General features: G+C 57.7%; 16 protein-coding genes and 1 pseudogene. 8 read left to right on the forward strand and 9 right to left on the reverse strand.

Annotation, left to right across the window (positions count from 1 at the left end; translation table 11 throughout):
* Window positions 1–139 precede the first annotated feature (139 nt).
* On the forward strand, window positions 140–1,084 hold the full coding sequence (gene folD / locus BK665_RS14725; protein WP_123406642.1) for a bifunctional methylenetetrahydrofolate dehydrogenase/methenyltetrahydrofolate cyclohydrolase FolD: 945 nt from the start codon (window positions 140–142) through the stop codon (window positions 1,082–1,084).
* A 205-nt stretch (window positions 1,085–1,289) separates the two neighbouring features.
* Here folD and BK665_RS14730 read toward each other — a convergent pair whose 3' ends face one another.
* A complete protein-coding gene (locus BK665_RS14730; protein ID WP_123406644.1) occupies window positions 1,290–2,564 on the reverse strand; it encodes a glucarate dehydratase family protein in 1,275 nt (424 codons plus the stop codon).
* A gap of 32 nt (window positions 2,565–2,596) precedes the next feature.
* Complete coding sequence (locus BK665_RS14735; protein ID WP_123406646.1) at window positions 2,597–3,964, reverse strand: MFS transporter; 1,368 nt, start codon at window positions 3,962–3,964, stop codon at window positions 2,597–2,599.
* A 105-nt stretch (window positions 3,965–4,069) separates the two neighbouring features.
* Between BK665_RS14735 and BK665_RS14740 the strand changes: the two genes are divergently transcribed.
* On the forward strand, window positions 4,070–4,975 hold the full coding sequence (locus BK665_RS14740) for a LysR family transcriptional regulator (RefSeq protein WP_123406648.1): 906 nt from the start codon (window positions 4,070–4,072) through the stop codon (window positions 4,973–4,975).
* A gap of 46 nt (window positions 4,976–5,021) precedes the next feature.
* On the opposite strand, the gene BK665_RS34460 is transcribed toward BK665_RS14740, so the two are convergent.
* From BK665_RS34460 to BK665_RS14765, 6 genes are all read right to left on the reverse strand, one after another.
* Window positions 5,022–5,159 (reverse strand): lipoprotein, encoded by a 138-nt coding sequence (locus tag BK665_RS34460; protein ID WP_185076523.1) that lies wholly within the window; start codon window positions 5,157–5,159, stop codon window positions 5,022–5,024.
* A 121-nt stretch (window positions 5,160–5,280) separates the two neighbouring features.
* Complete coding sequence (locus BK665_RS14745; protein ID WP_123406650.1) at window positions 5,281–5,868, reverse strand: tetratricopeptide repeat protein; 588 nt, start codon at window positions 5,866–5,868, stop codon at window positions 5,281–5,283.
* On the reverse strand, window positions 5,865–6,353 hold the full coding sequence (locus tag BK665_RS14750; protein ID WP_123406652.1) for a hypothetical protein: 489 nt from the start codon (window positions 6,351–6,353) through the stop codon (window positions 5,865–5,867). Before BK665_RS14750 ends, BK665_RS14745 begins: the two co-directional genes overlap by 4 nt.
* Before the next feature lie 12 nt (window positions 6,354–6,365).
* Window positions 6,366–8,717 (reverse strand): hypothetical protein, encoded by a 2,352-nt coding sequence (locus tag BK665_RS14755; protein ID WP_123406654.1) that lies wholly within the window; start codon window positions 8,715–8,717, stop codon window positions 6,366–6,368.
* Complete coding sequence (locus BK665_RS14760; protein WP_123406656.1) at window positions 8,714–9,736, reverse strand: NAD(P)/FAD-dependent oxidoreductase; 1,023 nt, start codon at window positions 9,734–9,736, stop codon at window positions 8,714–8,716. Before BK665_RS14760 ends, BK665_RS14755 begins: the two co-directional genes overlap by 4 nt.
* Before the next feature lie 261 nt (window positions 9,737–9,997).
* Entirely contained in the window at window positions 9,998–10,888 is an 891-nt protein-coding gene (locus BK665_RS14765) for a LysR family transcriptional regulator (protein WP_123406658.1), read from the reverse strand.
* A 128-nt stretch (window positions 10,889–11,016) separates the two neighbouring features.
* On the opposite strand from BK665_RS14765, the gene BK665_RS14770 reads away from it, so the two are divergent.
* From BK665_RS14770 to BK665_RS14790, 5 genes are all read left to right on the forward strand, one after another.
* Window positions 11,017–11,757, forward strand: a complete 741-nt coding sequence (locus BK665_RS14770; RefSeq protein ID WP_123406660.1) for an SDR family oxidoreductase — start codon at window positions 11,017–11,019, stop codon at window positions 11,755–11,757.
* Between the two features lie 468 nt (window positions 11,758–12,225).
* Window positions 12,226–13,446: an alpha-xenorhabdolysin family binary toxin subunit A gene (locus BK665_RS14775; protein ID WP_123406662.1), complete on the forward strand. Its 1,221-nt coding sequence runs from the start codon at window positions 12,226–12,228 to the stop codon at window positions 13,444–13,446.
* A 43-nt stretch (window positions 13,447–13,489) separates the two neighbouring features.
* On the forward strand, window positions 13,490–15,889 hold the full coding sequence (locus BK665_RS14780; protein ID WP_123406664.1) for a hypothetical protein: 2,400 nt from the start codon (window positions 13,490–13,492) through the stop codon (window positions 15,887–15,889).
* Window positions 15,890–15,964: 75 nt separating this feature from the next.
* Window positions 15,965–16,957, forward strand: a complete 993-nt coding sequence (locus BK665_RS14785; RefSeq protein ID WP_123406667.1) for a hypothetical protein — start codon at window positions 15,965–15,967, stop codon at window positions 16,955–16,957.
* A gap of 62 nt (window positions 16,958–17,019) precedes the next feature.
* On the forward strand, window positions 17,020–17,943 hold the full coding sequence (locus tag BK665_RS14790) for a hypothetical protein (protein ID WP_123406669.1): 924 nt from the start codon (window positions 17,020–17,022) through the stop codon (window positions 17,941–17,943).
* A 295-nt stretch (window positions 17,944–18,238) separates the two neighbouring features.
* Here the strand turns inward: BK665_RS14790 and BK665_RS14795 are convergent, their stop codons facing one another.
* Window positions 18,239–18,685 carry a cupin domain-containing protein gene (locus BK665_RS14795; protein WP_123406671.1) on the reverse strand — a complete coding sequence of 149 codons (447 nt, stop codon included), beginning with the start codon at window positions 18,683–18,685 and terminating at the stop codon, window positions 18,239–18,241.
* 205 nt (window positions 18,686–18,890) lie between these two features.
* Between BK665_RS14795 and BK665_RS14800 the strand changes: the two are divergent.
* Window positions 18,891–19,124: pseudogene (locus tag BK665_RS14800) on the forward strand (DUF1348 family protein); the annotation flags it as partial.
* Window positions 19,125–19,186 lie beyond the last annotated feature (62 nt).

Raw genomic sequence — 19,186 nt, forward strand, 5'->3', positions numbered from 1 at the left:
CCGACTGACACGGCCTCTTCGCGAGCAAGCCCGCTCCCACAAGGGTTTTGCGGTGTTTTATAGAATGCATTCTCCCCGCGACATCCTGTCGGGTAGTAGTCCCCGCCCCTGCACTGGTAACCTGCGCCCTGCTCTTTCAATGACGACGGTGACGCATTTGATCAGCAGTACTCCAACACTGGCCCGGGATATCGACGGTAAAGCCATCTCGGCCAAGGTGCTCGACGAGGTCCGGGAAGAGCTCCTGGACCTGGCCGCACAGCAGATTTTCCCCGCCCTCGCCGTCGTGCTGGTCGGGGACGACCCGGCGAGCCATGTCTACGTGCGCAATAAACTGCTGCGGGCCAAGGAAGTCGGGATTCGCTCCCTTGAACATCGCCTGCCGGATGACGCCAGCCAGACGCAAGTGCTGGAATTGATCGCACAACTGAACGCCGACGTCACGGTCAACGGCATTCTGGTGCAGCTGCCGTTGCCGGGGCATATCGACGAAGCGGCGGTGATTCATGCCATCGACCCGATCAAGGACGTGGACGGTTTTCACCGTGAAAACGTCGGTGGCCTGGTGCAAGGCATGGAAGTCCTGACACCGTGCACGCCTAGCGGCTGCATGCGTCTGTTGCAAGAGACGTGCGGCGATATCAGCGGTCTGCACGCGGTGGTGATTGGTCGTTCGAACATTGTCGGCAAACCCATGGCGACCTTGTTGTTGCAGGCGCATTGCTCGGTCAGCGTGGTGCATTCGCGCAGTGTCGATGCGCCGGCGCTGTGCCGATTGGCGGATATCGTCGTGGCGGCGGTGGGTCGTCCTGGCTTGATCGACGCCAGTTGGCTCAAGCCTGGGGCGGTGGTGATCGATGTCGGGATCAACCGCATTAACGATGCGTCCGGCAATCGTTTAGTGGGGGATGTCGATTACGCCAGTGCGCGTACCGTTGCCAGTGCGATCACGCCGGTGCCGGGTGGTGTCGGGCCGATGACGATTGCTTATCTGCTCAAGAACACATTGATCGCCGCCAAGTTGCAGCGTGCCGTCAAGGCCCGCGAGCCGGATCCGGATGGGTGTGATTCGGATATCAACTGACCGACACAAATGCTGTGGCTAACACTGACCTTGTGGCGAGGGGGCTTGCCCCCGTTGGGTCGCGCAGCGGCCCCTGCATGCTGTTAGTGAAACCGTGCAAGCAGGTTTTGCGACTGCTTCGCAGCCGAACGGGGGCAAGCCCCCTCGCCACAGCAAGCTCCCTCGCCACAAGGTTCAGTGTTAGCCACAGAGTTTCGCTTAGGGATCAAAACCGTGGCTTAACCGTCTTCCACGCCGGCTGATACTTCTGCATCTGCCGCACATCATCGCGCTGGCGAATCCCGCACGTCAGGTACTGATCATGCAGCTTGCCCAACTGATCGTGATCCAGCTCCAAGCCCAAACCCGGCGCCCGGGTGATTTTCACGCAGCCATCGACGATCGGCAGTTTGCCGCCCTTGATCACTTCTTCGTCCGGCTCCTGCCACGGGTAGTGGGTGTCGCAGGCGTAATCCAGATTCGGCACTGACGCGGCGACATGGGCCATGGCCATCAGGCTGATGCCCAGGTGCGAATTGGAATGCATGGACACGCCCAGGCCAAAGGTCTGGCACATCTTGGCCAGGGCCTGGGTGTCGCGCAGGCCGCCCCAGTAATGGTGGTCGGCGAGTACGATCTGCACGCTGTTCAACGCCACGCTGCGGCGGAACTCGTCGAAATCGGTGACCACCATATTGGTCGCCAGCGGCAGGCCGGTGCGTTTGTGCAGCTCGGACATGCCTTCCAGACCCGGCGTCGGGTCTTCGTAGTATTGCAGGTCGTCCCCCAACAGCTCGGCCATGCGAATCGAGGTGTCCAGCGACCAGTTGGCGTTCGGATCGATGCGCAGCGGGACGCCGGGAAACGCCTTCTTCAAGGCCTTGATGCACGCCACTTCATGTTCCGGTTCCAGCGCTCCGGCCTTGAGCTTGATGCTCTTGAAACCGTAGGTTTCGATCATGCGTCGGGCCTGGGCGACGATCTGTTCTTCGTTCAGCGCCTCGCCCCAATTGTCCGGCTTGTAGGGCGAATCGATGTGCTGGGCATACTTGAAAAACAGGTAGGCGCTGAACGGAATTTCGTCGCGAATCGCCCCGCCCAACAGGTCCACCAACGGCACGTTCAGCGAGTGGGCTTGCAGGTCGAGAAACGCCACTTCGAAGGCTGAATAAGCATTGCTCACAGCCTTGCTCGCGTGGGAGCCCGGCGCCAGTTCTGCGCCCGCAACGCTGGTGGTTTTGTTAGCCGCCACGGTGGCCTGGACGATGGCGCGCAACTGGTTGAGGTTGAACGGGTCGAGGCCGATCAGTTGATCCTTGAGTTGCATCTGGATCGCCAGCGCCGGGGCATCGCCGTAGCTCTCGCCGAGGCCGATGTAGCCGTTGTCGCTCTCGATTTCGATGATCGAGCGCAGCGCAAAGGGTTCGTGAATGCCGCTGGCATTGAGCAAGGGCGGATCGCGAAAGGCGATGGGGGTCACGGTCACGCGTTTGATTTTCAAAGGTCAGGCTCCGATTGATCTCTATCCAGGTCTTAACGTGTTGCGGCGTGGCTCGGCACCACGATGTCTGCGGGTTTGCCGTTGCGGTTGTGCGGGGTTTGCTTGTCCGCTTTCGGGGTGGTGCGGGCAAAGAAGATCACCACGGCGGCCACCAGCGACGTCGCCGCCAGGCCATACATCCCGCCCTCGATGGAACCGGTGGATTGCTCCAGGAAGCCGAACGCGGTCGGCGCGACGAAACCGCCGAGGTTGCCGATGGAGTTGACCAACGCGATCACCGCTGCGGCGATGCGGGCATCCAGATAACTTTGCGGAATCGGCCAGAACAGCGCCGAGGCCGCCTTGAAACCGATGGCGGCAAAGCAGATCGCGACAAAGGCGAAGACCGGGCCGCCAGTGGTGGACATGAACATGCCGAACGCGGCAATCACCAGGGTCAACGCGACCCAGGCCTGCTGGAATTTCCATTTGCTGGCCATTGCGGCAAAGCCGTACATCGCGACGATAGAAATAATCCACGGTATCGAATTGAACAGGCCCACCTGAAAGTCGCCCAGGTTGCCCATCTTCTTGATCATGCTCGGCAGCCAGAACGTCGCGCCATAAATGGTCAGGGCGATGGAGAAGTAGATGAAGCAGAACAACGCGATCTGCCGGTCCGCCAACAGCTTGAAAATCGACGGTTTGGGACCTTTCGCCGCTTCCCGGGCCTGCTGTTCTTCAGCGATGGCGCTGATCAGGGCGCCGCGCTCCTCGTCGCTCAACCATTTCGCTTCACGGGGATGGGATTGCAGCCAGAACCAGACGAATCCGCAGAGCACGATGGAGGCGAAACCCTCGATCAGGAACATCCACTGCCAGCCATGCAGGCTCCAGCCGTTGATGTTCAGCAGCGCTCCGGACACCGGGCCGGAAATCACCGAGGCAATCGCCGAGCCGCTAAGGAAAACGGCCATGGTTTTGCCCCGCTCCGACGCCGGCAGCCATTGGGTGAAGTAATAAATGATGCCGGGGAAAAACCCGGCCTCGGCCGCGCCGAGAATAAAGCGCAGCACGTAGAAACTGGTTTCGCCTTTGACGAAGGCCATGGCCATGGCGGCAGCCCCCCAGGTGAACATGATCCGCGTCAGCCAGACGCGGGCGCCGTAACGTTGCAGCAGCATGTTGGACGGCACTTCGAACAGCGCGTAACCGACAAAAAACAAACCGGCACCCAGGCCATAGGCTGCAGCGCCGATGCCCAGGTCGGTTTCCATGTGGCTGCGTACAAAACCGATGTTGACCCGGTCGATGTAGTTGACGATGAACATGATCACGAACAGCGGCAGCACATGGCGTTTCACTTTGGCGGCGGCGCGGGCCAGCACCGTGGGCTCCGGCGAACTCTGGAGGGTATTCAAGGGGCGACTCCCGATCTTGTTTTTTTGGGGACGAGCCGATCATGGACGTGGCAATTGATCCCGTCTAATCTAACTTGACATTCGATTGATACCTGGATTAGATCAATGTTCGAGCTCACCCAACTGCGCTGCTTCACCACGGTTGCCACCGAACTCAATTTCCGTCGCGCCGCCGAACGCTTGAACATGACGCAACCGCCCCTCAGCCGACAGATTCAACTGTTGGAGCACCACCTGGGCGTCGAGCTGTTCACCCGCACCACCCGCAGCGTCGCCCTGACCGCCGCCGGTCGCGCCTTCTTCATCGAAGCGCAGAACCTGCTGGAGCGCGCCCAGCAAGCAGCCGTCACTGCCCGGCGTTTTGCCGAGGGCGATATTGGCTCGGTCAACATCAGTTTCGTCGGCAGCGCAGTGTACGAATTCCTGCCCAAGGTCATCGCCGAGGCACGGCTTAAACAGCCCCACGTCAAGATCGATCTGGCGGAGATGAACACCTACCAGCAACACGAAGCCCTGCGCGCCCGACGCATCGATTTGGGCATCGTTCGCGCGCCGTTGCTGGAGCCGGGCTACGCCACCGAATGCCTGGTGCGCGAGCCGTTTGTCCTGGCGGTGCCGAGCACTCATCGGCTGGCCAGCGCCGAAACGGTGTCGGTGCAGGACCTCGATGCCCAACCATTTCTAATGTACTCCCACGCCGCCTATCCACCGTTCAACGAACTGCTGACCGGTATGCTGCGCTCGGCCCGCGTCGCCCCGGAATACGTGCAATGGCTCGGCTCGTCCCTGACCATCCTCGCCCTGGTCAACGCCGGCATGGGCCTGGCCCTGGTGCCGCGTTGCGCCACCAGTGTGGTGTTCAAGAATGTGCTGTTTCGCGATATCGACTTGGGCGAAGGCGTGCAGAGCGAGCTGCATCTGATCTGGCGCGAGAACAACGACAACCCGGCGTTTGCGATGTTGCTGGAGGGGATTCGACGGGCGGTCCGGGACGGCTGGGACGCTTCCTGAAGACCATGAAAAAGCCCAACCTTTTCAGATTGGGCTCCGGCTTTCGCTAGTAGCGGTGGTACTCCTGCCCCCCGTAGTAACGACCGTGATCGCGTCCATGCCCGTGGTCATGCCAATACGGCCAGCACCCACTGAGCAGCAGGGTGGCTGTTATTGCCAAAATCAAAGCAGTTGTACGTTTCATCTGATCATCTCCGGGCAGGCAATGCCTGACGTTGTAAACGTTTGAGTTGCCCGGAATGAGAGGGTTCAGAATCCCGGATCAACGGGTCCTGACCTACCGCAGACGATCAAAAGAATACTAATTATTTTAAGTTTTTGAGATCAGTATGGTTCGCTTGTTGCTCTCTCCCTACCTTTAACTGATCCATTAATACCAAATTTTCCTTTGCATAACTGCTGTTAAACTCAGTTATCGCCTGATCAAAACTCTGCTTTGCCTTTTCAGTTTCATTATTAGTCATATAGATGAGCCCCAGATTATTGTAAGCAGCTTCTTTCACCTTGGGCTCTATACCAGACTTACTCTCAATGGCAGTATTTATATCGGCAATTGCACCCGCCGTGTCACCATTCAAAAAGCGAACCCAACCTATGGAGTTATAAATAGATGCGTCCTCAATCTTGTTTGCATCCTTGATGGTCTTCGCGCGCTCAAGATAATTTATTGACTGTTTATAATCCCCGTCAATAGCGGTGGCCTTTCCGAGAGCAGAGTACGCAAAATAACTTTCCGGATTAGTTTCGATGTATGTTTTCAATGCTGCCTTGGCGGCAGGATAACCCTTCTCCGAGATAGTATCCTTGATATCGACAGGAAGATCCGAGGCCGCATCACCTGCTTGAACGAAAGGAATAAATACCAAGTAAAGAATGACAATTAAATTCTTCATTCTCCGAACCCTCGCATCGGGGTACGCGTCGGCAGCAACCTTTTATTATCGGCATTTAACTCCCCCAACTTATTAACAAGCCTCTCTACTCCAATTCTTATATTCTCTTTGTCACCCACCTCGATTTGCGCAAAACCATCGATGATTTCGACTTTAAGCTTGTCGCGACTGACCGTAACGTAACCTTCGTAAGGCTTGAGGTCCTCAGGCCAAGGAGACGGGGTCACCATGAGGTTTGCAATGGCTTGATGCGATGAGGGCGTATAAAACTCTGCAGACACACCAATTGCAAATAGTGCAAAGCACAGCATCATAAATACCCGTACTTCTTTTAGAATCTTGGCTAAATTCCCCCCGGCATTATTCTTTACCTCAGGCCCCCACTTATTGAGCGCCTGATGCAGGAGCCGAGCAGTTAGAAGCGCCATGACTATCGCTGCGCCGTGAAACCCGACCTTTATGACGTCAAGCAGAATTGCATTCATATATCCACCCTATCACTGATGATACTCATGGACACCTTCAACCTTTACTGTTTTACCGGTATCACGATCCCAAATCAAAACCTTGATCTCTGACACGGCAACCATCAATCTTTTGGGATCATTTGTATGTTGCGGTGACGCGGCCCCGTCCGCAAAAACGAAAAGATAACCACTGCCAGACATGTTATTCACCCTGATTTCAGAGCTCTTATATTGATCCAGAATGGATAAGGGCAAGAACGCTTCAAACTTAAGATCAGCCCACGACTTCACGGACCGGAATACAACCAGCCAATGACTTGACTGTGATACTTTGGCACCAGGACCATCTAACTTTTCAATGATAATAGCGAATGCATGAAGTCGGGATTGCATTTCTGTTCCGCCAACAGCACGCAGCTTATCGAAAACAAGGCGATTAGACAGCGCATTGGAGACATAATCAGCTCGCATAATGTCGGAATAGTTGACCAGAACCGCCCCTTCAGCCTCCACCAAAAATGGCCCATATTCACCATCCCAGCCTAAAACAGTTTGTCCATTGATCGCACCTGGGCTTTCAGGATGTAGCCCTAGTTCTTCATCTGTCAGCGGAATAGCAGTGGGGGTTTTTGCCCGGTTAAATGTACGCGATGCATCGGGTGATGCGGCTGCCCACATACCATTGGCAGCAGCACACAACTTTGCATCTTCAACAAATGGCGAACCCAAACCGGCGGTGTGATAGTAAGGAGCTGAAAAAACACTGTCCCGACCATAAGTGACATCCCACCCTGGAGCAAAGACGTTCGAAGCACCATCGGACAATGCGGTCGGTACATCAACCCACCTATCGTAATGCCGTTTGCCCAGCCTGTGACGCCCTCTGCTGACAACACTGACAATGGTGTCATCCGACGTAAAAACAGCCGCTCCCGTATCAGGATCGGTCATCCGGGCGTTCGCACCAAGCCGCCCCTCACATAGTGCTGACGGACCACCTTCGGAAAAATTGTTTGAGAATTTCTTGAGCTCAAGATTTCCAACATAGGGGAAAAAGTCTGGTGCGGTAATCACCGAAAATGCGGGGGACACATTGTGCACATGACCGTTAATGCTATACGTCGCGTTTACATAGCCATCGCAAATATCATCAAGATACAGGGCGATGTCATAACCTCCTGCATCAAGCAAAGACTCAAATGCTTGCGAGCCTGAAATAGTGATATTCACATCATCCACAGTACCTGTTACGTGAGTCAGTCGATGCCGCATGTTAATGAATTCAGAGCAGTTGCGCGGTGAAAGGAACGGTCGCACCTTTGCATCAACCAGGCCGATTATTTCCGCAGAAATATAGTCGAGACCCGCACTGAACAACTTCTGACCAACACGCAATGTCGAGTATCTTCTGTTCTCATTGTAGGCTTCTATTCCGGGCCCCTTTGCAGGCACCGTGGTGGCGCCGGGCTGATCTTTACCCCTCTTTATCTCTACGATAACCTCTCGCACAAGCGGTTGAGGCTGCGGATGAACAACAAGGGTCGCGCCTATTGCTTGAGCGTTGACCTGGAGTCCGTTATTGCGAGTTGATCGCGTATAGGGTGGTCGATTCAGGTCCGCTTTATCAATATTGGGTAACTTCCCAACGGAGAATAGACGACGCAGCCGGTCAGTGAAGTGGTAAGAGGACAGCTCAACAGTCTCATAAGTGAAGCTGTCAAGTCTCAGCCCCGGAAAGATCTTAACGATAGGGACAAGAAACTGTCGGCTCGAGTCGCCAAATTGCGACGGCCCCAAGTAACACCCATCAAGCTCGCTTCCCTCGATACGCTCGCAAAGGAAGGCCGCATAGCGAGCAGGCATGACACGAACTTCATGCGCCACTTCGGCATCGAGTCGATAACTGCGCAGGACCGGGTCGTAGATTGCCGGCGCGCTACCTACACGGGCAATACCTGTACGACTGAACACCAGGTCGGCATGCATCCGATGTGGTGTTCCGGCGGCTTCCCGATACTCATAGGCAAAGACGGCCGCGACCCATGTGTTTCGTAGTTCGTCAGAAACATCAACCAGGCTGTAGATATAGTTCTCAACCAGATCCAATTCTTCCTGGGTTGGATAGTTGCTTTGGGCCAAATCTGGTGGTCGAACTACCGGGCTGGCCAGGCAGTGATAAAGCAGACTGGCCGCCGGATCACCCGGTTGGATAAGAGATGCTTTATCCATGCTGAAATCATGGAAACCCATTTCAGTGCGATCCACGGTGAGCACCGTTGAAAACTCGGTTTGTGCGCTGACACCCTGTTTGGCGAAAACCGGGCCCCAAGGAGTGGCCAACAACTTGTCCAGTAAGTTACGAACGTCTTGTTCAAGCGTCATATGAACACTCCAAAAGTTGCAGCGACTCTGGAAGTAAAACCGATGGGGTCGTCTCGCCCCGAGGCCTGCTGATAGAACGCGTTGAGTCGTTGGCAGTCATCCAGGAACCACCCTGTCATCATTGCGCAGTAATCTTCCAGCGCATCGGTTGTATGACACCCAAGATAAGCACCCACAGCGTTCGCGGCAGCTCTCCCCGATACAAGTGCCCGATGTACCCCCCGTGAAGCCGCTGGATCCAGCTTGCACGCCGCATCCCCCGTAAGAACAAATCGAGGTGAGGCCAATTGATCGGCAATACGCCATGTGCAGTCGGCTCTTAGGAAGCCCGGACGCGATGCAAAAGTCTTGCGTCTCCCTTCAAAGGTCATCTCGCACTCGACGCGTCGACCCGATCCAATATTGGATTTCCAGTGCCACCCTTGCGAGTCAAGCTGAAAACTCGGGTTCATATCCCAATCGATTGAACTGCTATATCGGTAAGCGACTTCGAGCGGGTTACTCAAATAGAGTGCCTGGATATCCGTTTTTTTGATGAGCCAATTGGCAGTTCCGGTGCTGTCGATGACAACTCGCGATGTCAAATGACCACAGGTTGAGGCAACCGTGACAAAACGCTTTTCGCGCAGATCAATAGATCTTGCTGCTGCTGGCCGAAAGAGACGAACACCCGCCTTGGCCACCGCAGTCAACAATGCCTCGTCCAAATCGACCCGATGCATATGGACACCGCTTTGTGCGAAACCGTAAGGCTTGACCCCAACGGTTTTCCCATCAGAAAAGTTGATTACGTCATGAGCGGCTTTCGGAAGATGTGAAAACGCGTCATCGCCAAGCAACTGAGCAATGATCTGAGCTGTGCTTTGAGCAAAAGACTCACCGGGACGGAACCGAGGCCCTGCGCAGACCTCGATCAACGCGGTGGATAACCCGAGCTCAGCCGCACGAATTGCCGCCGACGAGCCAGCCGGGCCACCACCGACAACGATCAGGTCGAAGTCCAACCCGACACTTTCCATGTCCCTATCTCCAAGATTCGTTCCAGGCTTGGGCGGCAAGTCGACTAACGGGTTTTCCAACAGCAATTGGACGTTAGCTAATGGCCATCACTCTGTCCAATCTCCAACATTGTTTGAATCCGACGAGTTAGAAATAACGTTTATTTCTAAGTGATCAATGTGCCAGACATGAAAAAGTTCGACCTCTTCAGATTGGCCCTCTCATCGAAAAATAGCCGGGCACTGGTAATGACGGCTTATATGCTTGGATCCCCCCGGGCCTCACCGCGCCCCGGCAAACACCTCCCCCAACCAATCCACAAACACCCGCACCCGTGGCGACATGTGGCGGTTGTGTGGGTAGAGCACGGAAACTGGCATCGGCGGCGGTGGCAGGTCGGTCAGGATTTCTTTCACCAGGCCCTGGGCGATTTGCGCTTCCATCCGGTAGTGCGGGCACTGGATGAGGCCAAGCCCGGCAATCGCCGAGGCCGCGTAGATCTCTGCGCCGAACACCGACAGCGTGCCGTCGATGGCCACTTCTTTCAGCTCGCCATCGACCATGAATTCAAACGGGAACAGCTTGGCGGTGGTGCGGGAGACGTAGTTCACCGCGCGATGCTGGCTGAGGTCGGCGAGGCTGTGCGGTTCGCCGTATTTGCGCAGGTACGCCGGGCTGGCGCAGGTGATCTGGCGCAGGTTGGCCACGCGTTTGCCGATCAGCGCCGAGTCGCCGAGGGTGCCGGCGCGCAGCACGCAATCGACGCCTTCGGCGATCAGGTCGACAAAGCGGTCAGCCTCGCTGATCGACAGTTCGATGTCCGGGTAGCGGGCCATGAATTGCGGCAATGCCGGGATCACAAAGTGCTTGGCCAGGGTGCCGTGCAAATCCACGCGCAACCGCCCTTTCGGTGCCACGCTGCGGAACGCCAACTCGGCTTCTTCCAGCTCTGCCAACAGTTGCACGCAACGCTGGTAATACGCCTCGCCGTCCAGGGTCGGGCGCACCTTGCGCGTGCTGCGCTCCAGCAGGCGCGTGCCGAGCCAGGCCTCGAATTGATTCAGCGTGTGGGTCAAGGTCGCCCGGGGCAGGTTCAGGTCATCGGCGGCCAACGTGAAGCTGCTGCGCTCATAAATTCGCACGAACACTTTCATCGCTTTGACTTGATCCAAGGGGCACTCCTGGCTTTCGATTGTTGGCGATTATTGAACAGTCAAGGCAACTCTCGTGCATTTATTGCCTTGAGTAAACATGTGAATCTGGCTTCACCCCAACAAGCCACCTCACAGGAATCATCACCATGACCACTCACACGTCGAAAGTTGCCATCGTCACCGGCGCCTCCCGCGGCATCGGCGCGGTTATCGCCAGACAACTGGCCCGCGAAGGTTTCGCGGTGGCCATCAACTACGCCAGCAGCGCGATCGAGGCTTCGAAACTGGTGGTGGAACTGCGTCAGGCCGGCCACCAGGCCATAGCGGTCAAGGCCGATGTGGCCAGTGCCGACGACGTGCGCCGCTTGTTCGACGAGACCGAAGCGCAACTGGGCAAGGTCGACGTGCTGGTGAACAACGCCGGCATCCTCAAGGTCATGCCCCTGGCGCAACACAGCGACGAGTTGTTCGATCAAACCTTCAACATCCACGCTCGCGGCACTTTCAATACCCTGCGTGAAGCCGCCACGCGCTTGAACAACGGTGGGCGGATCATCAATTTTTCCAGCAGCACCGTCGGCCTAAACCTGCCGGGCTATGCCGTGTACATTGCCAGCAAAGCGGCGGTGGAATCCCTGACCCAGGTGTTTGCCAAGGAAATGCGGGGTCGCAACATCACCGTCAACGCCGTGGCTCCTGGCCCGGTCGCCACCGAGCTATTCCTGCACGGCAAAAGCGAAGAACAGATCCAGACCTTCGCCAAGATGCCACCGCTGGAACGCCTGGCGCAGCCGGAAGACATCTCCCGGGTCGTGAGCTTTCTGGTGGGGCCGGATTCGGCCTGGGTCAACGGGCAAATCCTGCGGGTCAATGGCGGGCTTGTTTAAAACCAACTCTTTTGCAGAGGCCCTTTAAAAAATGGCACTGTTCATGACAAACAGTGAATGCCCACAACAAACTATTGAAATAAATGCGTGATTTTTAAACGAGTATAAAAACTTTATTTAAGCGCCAAAAAATAAGGGTGGTAGCACCTTGCTATTATCCAGCGGTGATCTATTAATAGAAGCGCATCATTTGTTTTACCCAAGCGCAGCAACCCCGGCCAAGGAATGCACATATGAATAATCCCACCTGAATCAGGGCGAGCCTTTTGACCAAAAGCTCGCCCTATTTATTTCCAAAATTCAATCAGAAACAAGGCGTTGCGCTTAATGGCAACCGCCTCGATTCAATGTGTCTTTTATTCAGTAATAACCGATTTTAAAAACCACGAATAAAGCGGGTTTTATTCGTTAGTCGCTGCAAACGCCAGTCCAAGTGTTCCATCCACGACTCAACAAGGAAGGTTAACCATGGCAACTCCCATCAGCACTCCCTCGACTTTCGCCCCACCTGCCGGCCTCGTGGTCGACAACCCGACGGCCGGATCGCCGCCGTTGTTTTGCCTGTTTACCCAAGACTGGATCACGATGCAGGGCTTTATCGCCCAAGCCACCACGCTGCCGATCGCCACCGGTGATTTCACCAGCAAGTACGGCACGTTCGCGGATCAGGCCGAGGTCCAGGGCTGCTTGTCAGCCATGACCGCCATTCAAGGCTTGAGCACCACGTTTGGCGACCCGACGGCGCTGGTCACCGAGCTGGCCAACAACCCGGCCATCCTGCAAACCGACGTCGCGCCGACCCAGCTTTACGTGCACATCGTCTGGTTCGCAACCAAGCTCTATCAGACCGCCACCACCTTCAACCAGACGCTGGGGCAACTGCTCACCATCCTCAACTCGGTGCCGGCCTCAGAACTGCAGGCGACATTGGCAACCATCCTGACCGGCCCCGGCGGTTTGCAATCGTCGGCGGCGTCCATGGTGACCCTGGCCAACGACCTGATTCAGGATTTGGCGAAGTTCAACCTGCAACTCTCCCCGTCCATCAGCACGATGACCACTTACACCGCCAGTTCGTCGCAGTTCTACAGCGACGTCGTGGCGGCGGTGGGCACGGATGCGGCGGATGTGGCGACGTTCCAGGATGAAGCCGACAAGGCCTACAAGCTGTGGCGCGACCTGACGATTTCGGCGGTCACCACCTCGGTGGGTGTGATGGTGCTCTCCGGTGGCATGGCGTGGCCGGCTTCAGCCATTTTGGCCGGGGTACTCGGCGACCAGGCCAAAAAAGCCCGGGATGCCTATGACAAGGCCTGCTCCGAGCGGGACGCTGCCGCCAGCGACAAACAGAAAAAGATGACCCTGCAAAGCGACCTCAGCGCATTCAACACGAAGATGGGGCCGACCAACACCGCGGCCCAGAGCTTCCTGGCGGACCTGCAAAAGGTCTCGGGTGTATGGACCGCAATTGGTTCGAACCTCGACTACATCGCCAAGAATTTCACCCCGGCCCAGTTCGAAAATCTGCCGGCCTGGCGTGATGCCATGTTGCTCGACAGCGCGACGCAGGACTGGCAGACCATTGCCGCCAAGGCCAACGAATACACCGCCAACTCCCTCGTCACCTACCAGATCGTGCCGTTTGGCAGCCCATTGCCGCCCGACACCACGCCAGCCGGCCAGTCGTAACCCAGGCCATTGGTTTTTGTTCACCTAATTCAAGGAGACAAGCATGGCGACTACACAACTGGGCACCCCGCTGAACTGGGCCCAACTGCTGCAACAAGCGGCACCGTATACCGCGCTGGTCAGCGTGCAGGACCCGGTCAGCGGATTGATCGACGTCACGTACTGCGGTTTGAAAACCAGCCTGTCGGAAGTACTCAAGGGCCAGCCGGCCAGTGGCGTGCACAGCGTCGCGATTTTTGCCGACACGCTGGTGCTGGACCTGCCCACGGTCGCCACCTCAGGGTTGCTGCTGGTGGTGCGCAGCCTTGAGGTTGGCGCGCTCAATGGGCAAGCACTGCGCGTGACCCCGGCCGCCAATGGCGAGTTCGCGGCGCAGATTCTGGTGGGCGCCGTTCAGGGCGGCACCTTCAGCCTTGGCGTCACGGGACAGGAGGCGGTCGTGACGCCACCGTTCGGTAGCGACACGTTAACTGCCAGCACTTACCTGGCGGCCACGAACGAGCCGATCAGCGTCTTACCCCCGGCCTCCGGCGCTAACCTGGCCGGCCTCCTGGGCTATTCCTGGAACGTGAACAGCCTGTACGCCAGTTTCTCGGCGGCGGCGTGGTTGATGGACGATGTCGGTAACGCAACCGCCAACGCCACCGCCAAAGCCATACTGTCCTGGGTGGTCAACAGCACCGCCAATCTCGCCACCAACCAGCAACTGCCAAGCAACTATGGGCAACTGTACAACCAGGCCGCAGCGCTGCTGGTGACCTTGAACGTCGCTGCCGGCGCAACCTTTGTGCCGGTGCTGTCGTCGACGTATTACTCCCAGCACATGAATGACATTCTCACTGTCATTCAGGACTACGAAGGCCAGTTGCAAACCCTGAACACTCAGCAGGATATTGCCCAGGCCATCGCCACCGTCAGCGCGACCCTGCAAGGCGTGGCCAACGATGAAGTCGCGCCGTTGCAGGTGCAGTTGGACAGCATCAATTTGAACAGCCAGTCACTGTTCAACGACATCCTCCAACTGCGCAGCCAGTTCCAGTTGCAAACGCAACGGGCGCATACGGCGTTCCTGATTCTGGGGGACGAAATCACCCTGGACAGCATCAAGGCACAACTGTCCGCCGAAATGGACATGGCCATGGGTGTGATCAGCCTGGGCTTTGACGCGGTGAAAATGTACTCCGGTGATGCCAGTGCCCTGAAGGACGCGATCACCGACGGTGTGGCGTCGATCAACGCCCTGGTCGCCACCATCGAGGCCGGGCAGCAGGCCGGCACCGACGACCTGTCGAGCGAGGCCACCGCGTTGCTCAACAGCCAGTCGGCGCTGATGGAAACCATCCTCAACGGACGCCAGTTATGGCAGCAGGCACTCGACCAGAAAAGCGGCGGCGTGTTGCCGAGCAGCCTCTCGTCGATCACCATCGACCCGGTGACGGATTGGGACAACTACATCGCCGCTGCCGAAGCACAAATCAGCACCCTGGAACGCTCGATCGGCAGTGATGCGCAAGCCGCCGCCGATACCTACCTAGCCAGCCTCAAGATCCTGGCGGGCTACGGCAAGGCCATCGGCGGCAAATACGTCGCCTATGTCGCGCAACTGGTACAAGCCACGATCGTCATCGCGCAAATCAAAGCCGCGAATGACGTTGAAGCGCGCTGGCAAGCCACGCAACTCAACGCCACATCCGATGCGCAGAAACTGGTGGCCCTCAAGGCGCTGATCCAGGGACGCCTGCAAGCGACCAAACGCTCGCTTTACCTGGCATGGACTTACTATGCCGCGTCGTATTTCTACCTGAACTTCAGCACGCCGCCCCACACCCTGCATCTGGACATGGACGCCGCCGCACTCGGCGCCGCGCTGGTGGGTGTCGCGGACTGGGTGGCCGCCGCGCAGGGCAACGCAGCCGACGGGCAACATGTGCAGCTACCCAGCACCAATGCCCGGATCGAACTGGATTTCGCCATCCTGCCGGTGGGCGGGAAAAGCTCGGGGGGTGATACGGCATTGCTCGACAAAACGGCGGCCGGTGGCTGGTCGCTGACCTTCAACGTTGCGCTGGGCACTTCGCAACTGGACGGTGTGCTGCCGAACAACGGGCAATGCGCAATCTGGATTTCCCAGGCCGCGTTCTTTCTCGACGGCGTAACGGCGAACAGCAAAGGCAATGTCATCGCCAGCGTATCGACATCAGGGACGTATCAGAACGGCACCGGCACCACCACGGACTCGACCTTTGTCACCAAGGGTTTGAGTGGCAACTATGCCTACCATGTGCCGGACCTGAACGTGTACAGCCCGTGGTCAATCGACACGGCGGTGTACATGACCCCAACCCCGTACACGCAGTGGAACATCACACTGGCTCCCGGCAGTGGTGATCCCAGCACCGCCACCCGGCTGCGCGTGCAATTGCTGATCGCCTACCTTTCCTGACCGCTGAACCCCGGCACCTCTCTGCGTGCAACGTCGTCCTGGCGTTGCACGCCCACCTTCCAGAAAGGACGCGTCATGTCGAACTTCACGCCTGCTGCTTCGCTATCTTCCGGCCAGTACACGGTCAGCCACCGCCAACGGCTCGCGCCGTCGACGCGCCAGTCATGCTGCACCGCCAGCGATGCGGGCGGTGCCCAGGCCAACGCGCTGGCGGCGATGTCCGCACTCTCCACTTCGTGCGCCAATGCCATCAACGTGGTTAACCAGAACCCGCTCGGCCGCTACAGCAACGACGGATCTTGCAGCTACGACTGCGGCTTCAAGGAACAGGACTGGAACTGGTGGGCCGATTACCGACCGACCAACACCAACCTCGCGCAACGGGTCGGCGGCATGGACATCGCCAGCCCTTACAACGCGGCTTTTCAACCGACCCAGCAATGGTTGAACCCGGACCTGCCCAACTACGCCACCCAGATAAACGCCAACCTGGCGAGCATCACGCAAATCGACGCCGCCATCGCCGCCTCAGGCAGCGAAACCCCGGAGCAAAGCGCTCAGTTGAACAACGCGTTCGCGTCCCTGGCCAATGTTCTGCAAAGCAACCTGAACGAAGCCAATCAGGCGCTGCAGAACCTCGCCTCGTTCCTGTCCTGGGAGCAAGGCCCCACGAGCAACTTCCCGGCGTATGTCGACGGCTGCAAAAGCTACATCCAGCAAAGCGCGACCACCATTAAAAACAACCTGATCGGCGACATCGCCTGTGGTTCGGGCGATGTGCAGAACACCTTCAACGCCATGTTTGCGGATATCGCGACCAAGTTCGCCAACATGCAACCGGGCTTCAACGATGTCAGCGCCAAGTTGCAGACCGCGTTCGCCGCCGGCGATGCCGTGACCGGTGTGTTCCTGGTGTTGCAATCGGACAGCCAACTGGTGAGCGGGCAGATTGTCCAGGCCCAGAACTACCCGCCCGCCAGCGCGCTGAGAACCCTGCACCTGAACATCGCCGCCAACGAGTGGGCAAGCTTCGTTCAAGAAGCCAACACCCAGTTTCAGGCCGGATAGTGGTTGCACCGACCGCAATTGCTCTGCGCCCACACCCCACCTCATTTTGACGGAAGGCTGCGATGACCCACGATACCGAGTCCGCGTTGACCCACAGCTCCAATCCGCTGTTCAGCCTGCGCATGCCTGCAGAAATGTCCGTGCCCGGCATTTGCCGAGGCGCCCTGACCCCATGGCCACAGTTGCAGGCCGCCCTGCGGGAACTGAGCCTGGACCCTTCGTTTCGCCTGGCGTTTGCCAATAGCCACGGTTCGCCCCAGGCGCAACTGATCGGCAGTCCGGCAGCGTTGCAAGCCGCGCTCGCCATCGACCCCGGGTATCTGTTGCGCCCCGCTCCACCCGCCGACCTTTACGCCTGGTTTGTCTGGGTCACCCTGCGGGTCTATCAAGGTGCGCGCACGTTCAATCTGACCCTGCAGCACCTGCCGGACTTATTCAAAGCCGCCCCCGGCACCACCCCGGCGGACTGCGGCGCATGGGTCAAGGAAGTGTTGGCCGGTCCTGCGGGGCTCATCGCCCGCGCCCGTGATATCAGCCGCGAGGCCGGTACGTTTGCGCGGCACCTGCACAGCATCGACGGTGACCTGGAGGCGGCACGGTCGGAGCATACGCTGGCACTTCAGTCGCTGGCCCCACCCGCCGAGGCCCGACACGCCGCGTCCATGAACGCCTACAGTCAGGCGCAATGCTCGGCCGCTGAATCCCAGACTCCTCTGGCTCACTTGAAGCTGACCGCCGCCAAAGTCACGGTGCTGTCCGTCATCGAAAACATGACAAAAGCCATGGATACGCTGACCAGATCCTGGCAAGCCATGGCCGCGCAAGCTGAAGCGGTCGCGGCCCGGCCGGCCACGGACCTGGGCAATCCGGACTTCCTGCGCAGCGAACTTCAGCTCGATGTGGCGACCGGCGAATGGGCGGAATTCGCCTGTGTCATTCAGGCGTTCGTCCAGGGCACCGTGGTGACCCAACGAACCGTTCGATAAGCCACGCCCGCTGTTCCTGATCCCCAAAGAAAAACCCCATAGGCCAATTAACCCATGGGGTTTTTCTTCGTCGGCGCAAATCGACCCTGTTTAAGCCGGCTCATGTCACGTTTTAGGTGACCGTTGCGAGGAGGATGAGTGAAGAAGAATATTTCGCTCGACGCGACCGCCATCACAGGCTCGGGCTAAGCGGTTCTTTGCTTCAACGCTGCGCAAGAGCAAAGGTCAGCAGCAGCGCGTTGATCCGTGCCGTCTGCCTGAAAGTCGAGTTCTCCAAGCAGTCGGCAAGTGCAGCCTATTTCTGCAAGTTAACCAGCGGCTCGCCCTTCTTGACGATATAGGTCGCTAATTCCGAGCCGGTGGTCGTACCGATGTTAGTCGCGATGTGCGCAGTGCCTTCCGGGATGTACAAGGAGTCCCCCGCCTTGAGCGTCACGGCTGGCTGCCCTTCGAGTTCATATTGGAAGGTGCCACTGATGACGTAGGCCACCTCCACTCCTGGGTGAGAATGTTTGGGCGCTGCGACACCCGGCTCGAAATCAACGCGAACCTGGATCACCTCTCGGTCGGAAACACCGAGATCGCGTTTTACCAGATCGGTGCGATGGAGCCCTGTCTGCCAGTTTTTTGCCGCTGGCGTCTCCTGAGCCTGGGCCATGCCCACGAATGCAGAGAGGGACAAGGCGGCGGCCAAGGCTGTACTCAGGAAGCCGACAGTCTTGAGGGTATTGAAACGAGACATTGAATTTCTCCGGTCAGTGCGCGGTAGAGGCCGTTTATGGGGTCCGCTCGTGCGGTGTACCCATTTCAGATCAATGTTGTATCTCTCTCGTGTCGGGCAGGCTGGGGTTTTGTAAGCGCAGGTAGCTGGCAATAGAAGGGATACGTTCTGATACAAACCCTCCAGGCACGCTCGCTCTCCAGGGTCGAATGGATCAACCAAAGCGAATGGCTGGAATACACGAGATGCGCAGAAGGTTTCTCTCGCGTACACGCCTGATACCAAATGGCGAAACCGTGTCGACTTCGCAACAAATCGCGCAGAGGCCGCAGCGTTCTTGACCCGAAAATGGAACAAAGAACTGGATTATCGACTGATCAAAGAACTGTGGGCGTTCACCGATAATCGCATCGCTGTGCGGTATGCATATGAATGGCATGACGACTCGGGAAACTGGTTTGTTGGGGTCCAGTTTTTTTGGACCACTCCGTAGGAGCTTTAGGCCGCCTGCTGCTCAAAGAG

The organism is Pseudomonas frederiksbergensis, from assembly GCF_003732665.1.
GTDB classification, from domain to species: domain Bacteria; phylum Pseudomonadota; class Gammaproteobacteria; order Pseudomonadales; family Pseudomonadaceae; genus Aquipseudomonas; species Aquipseudomonas frederiksbergensis_G.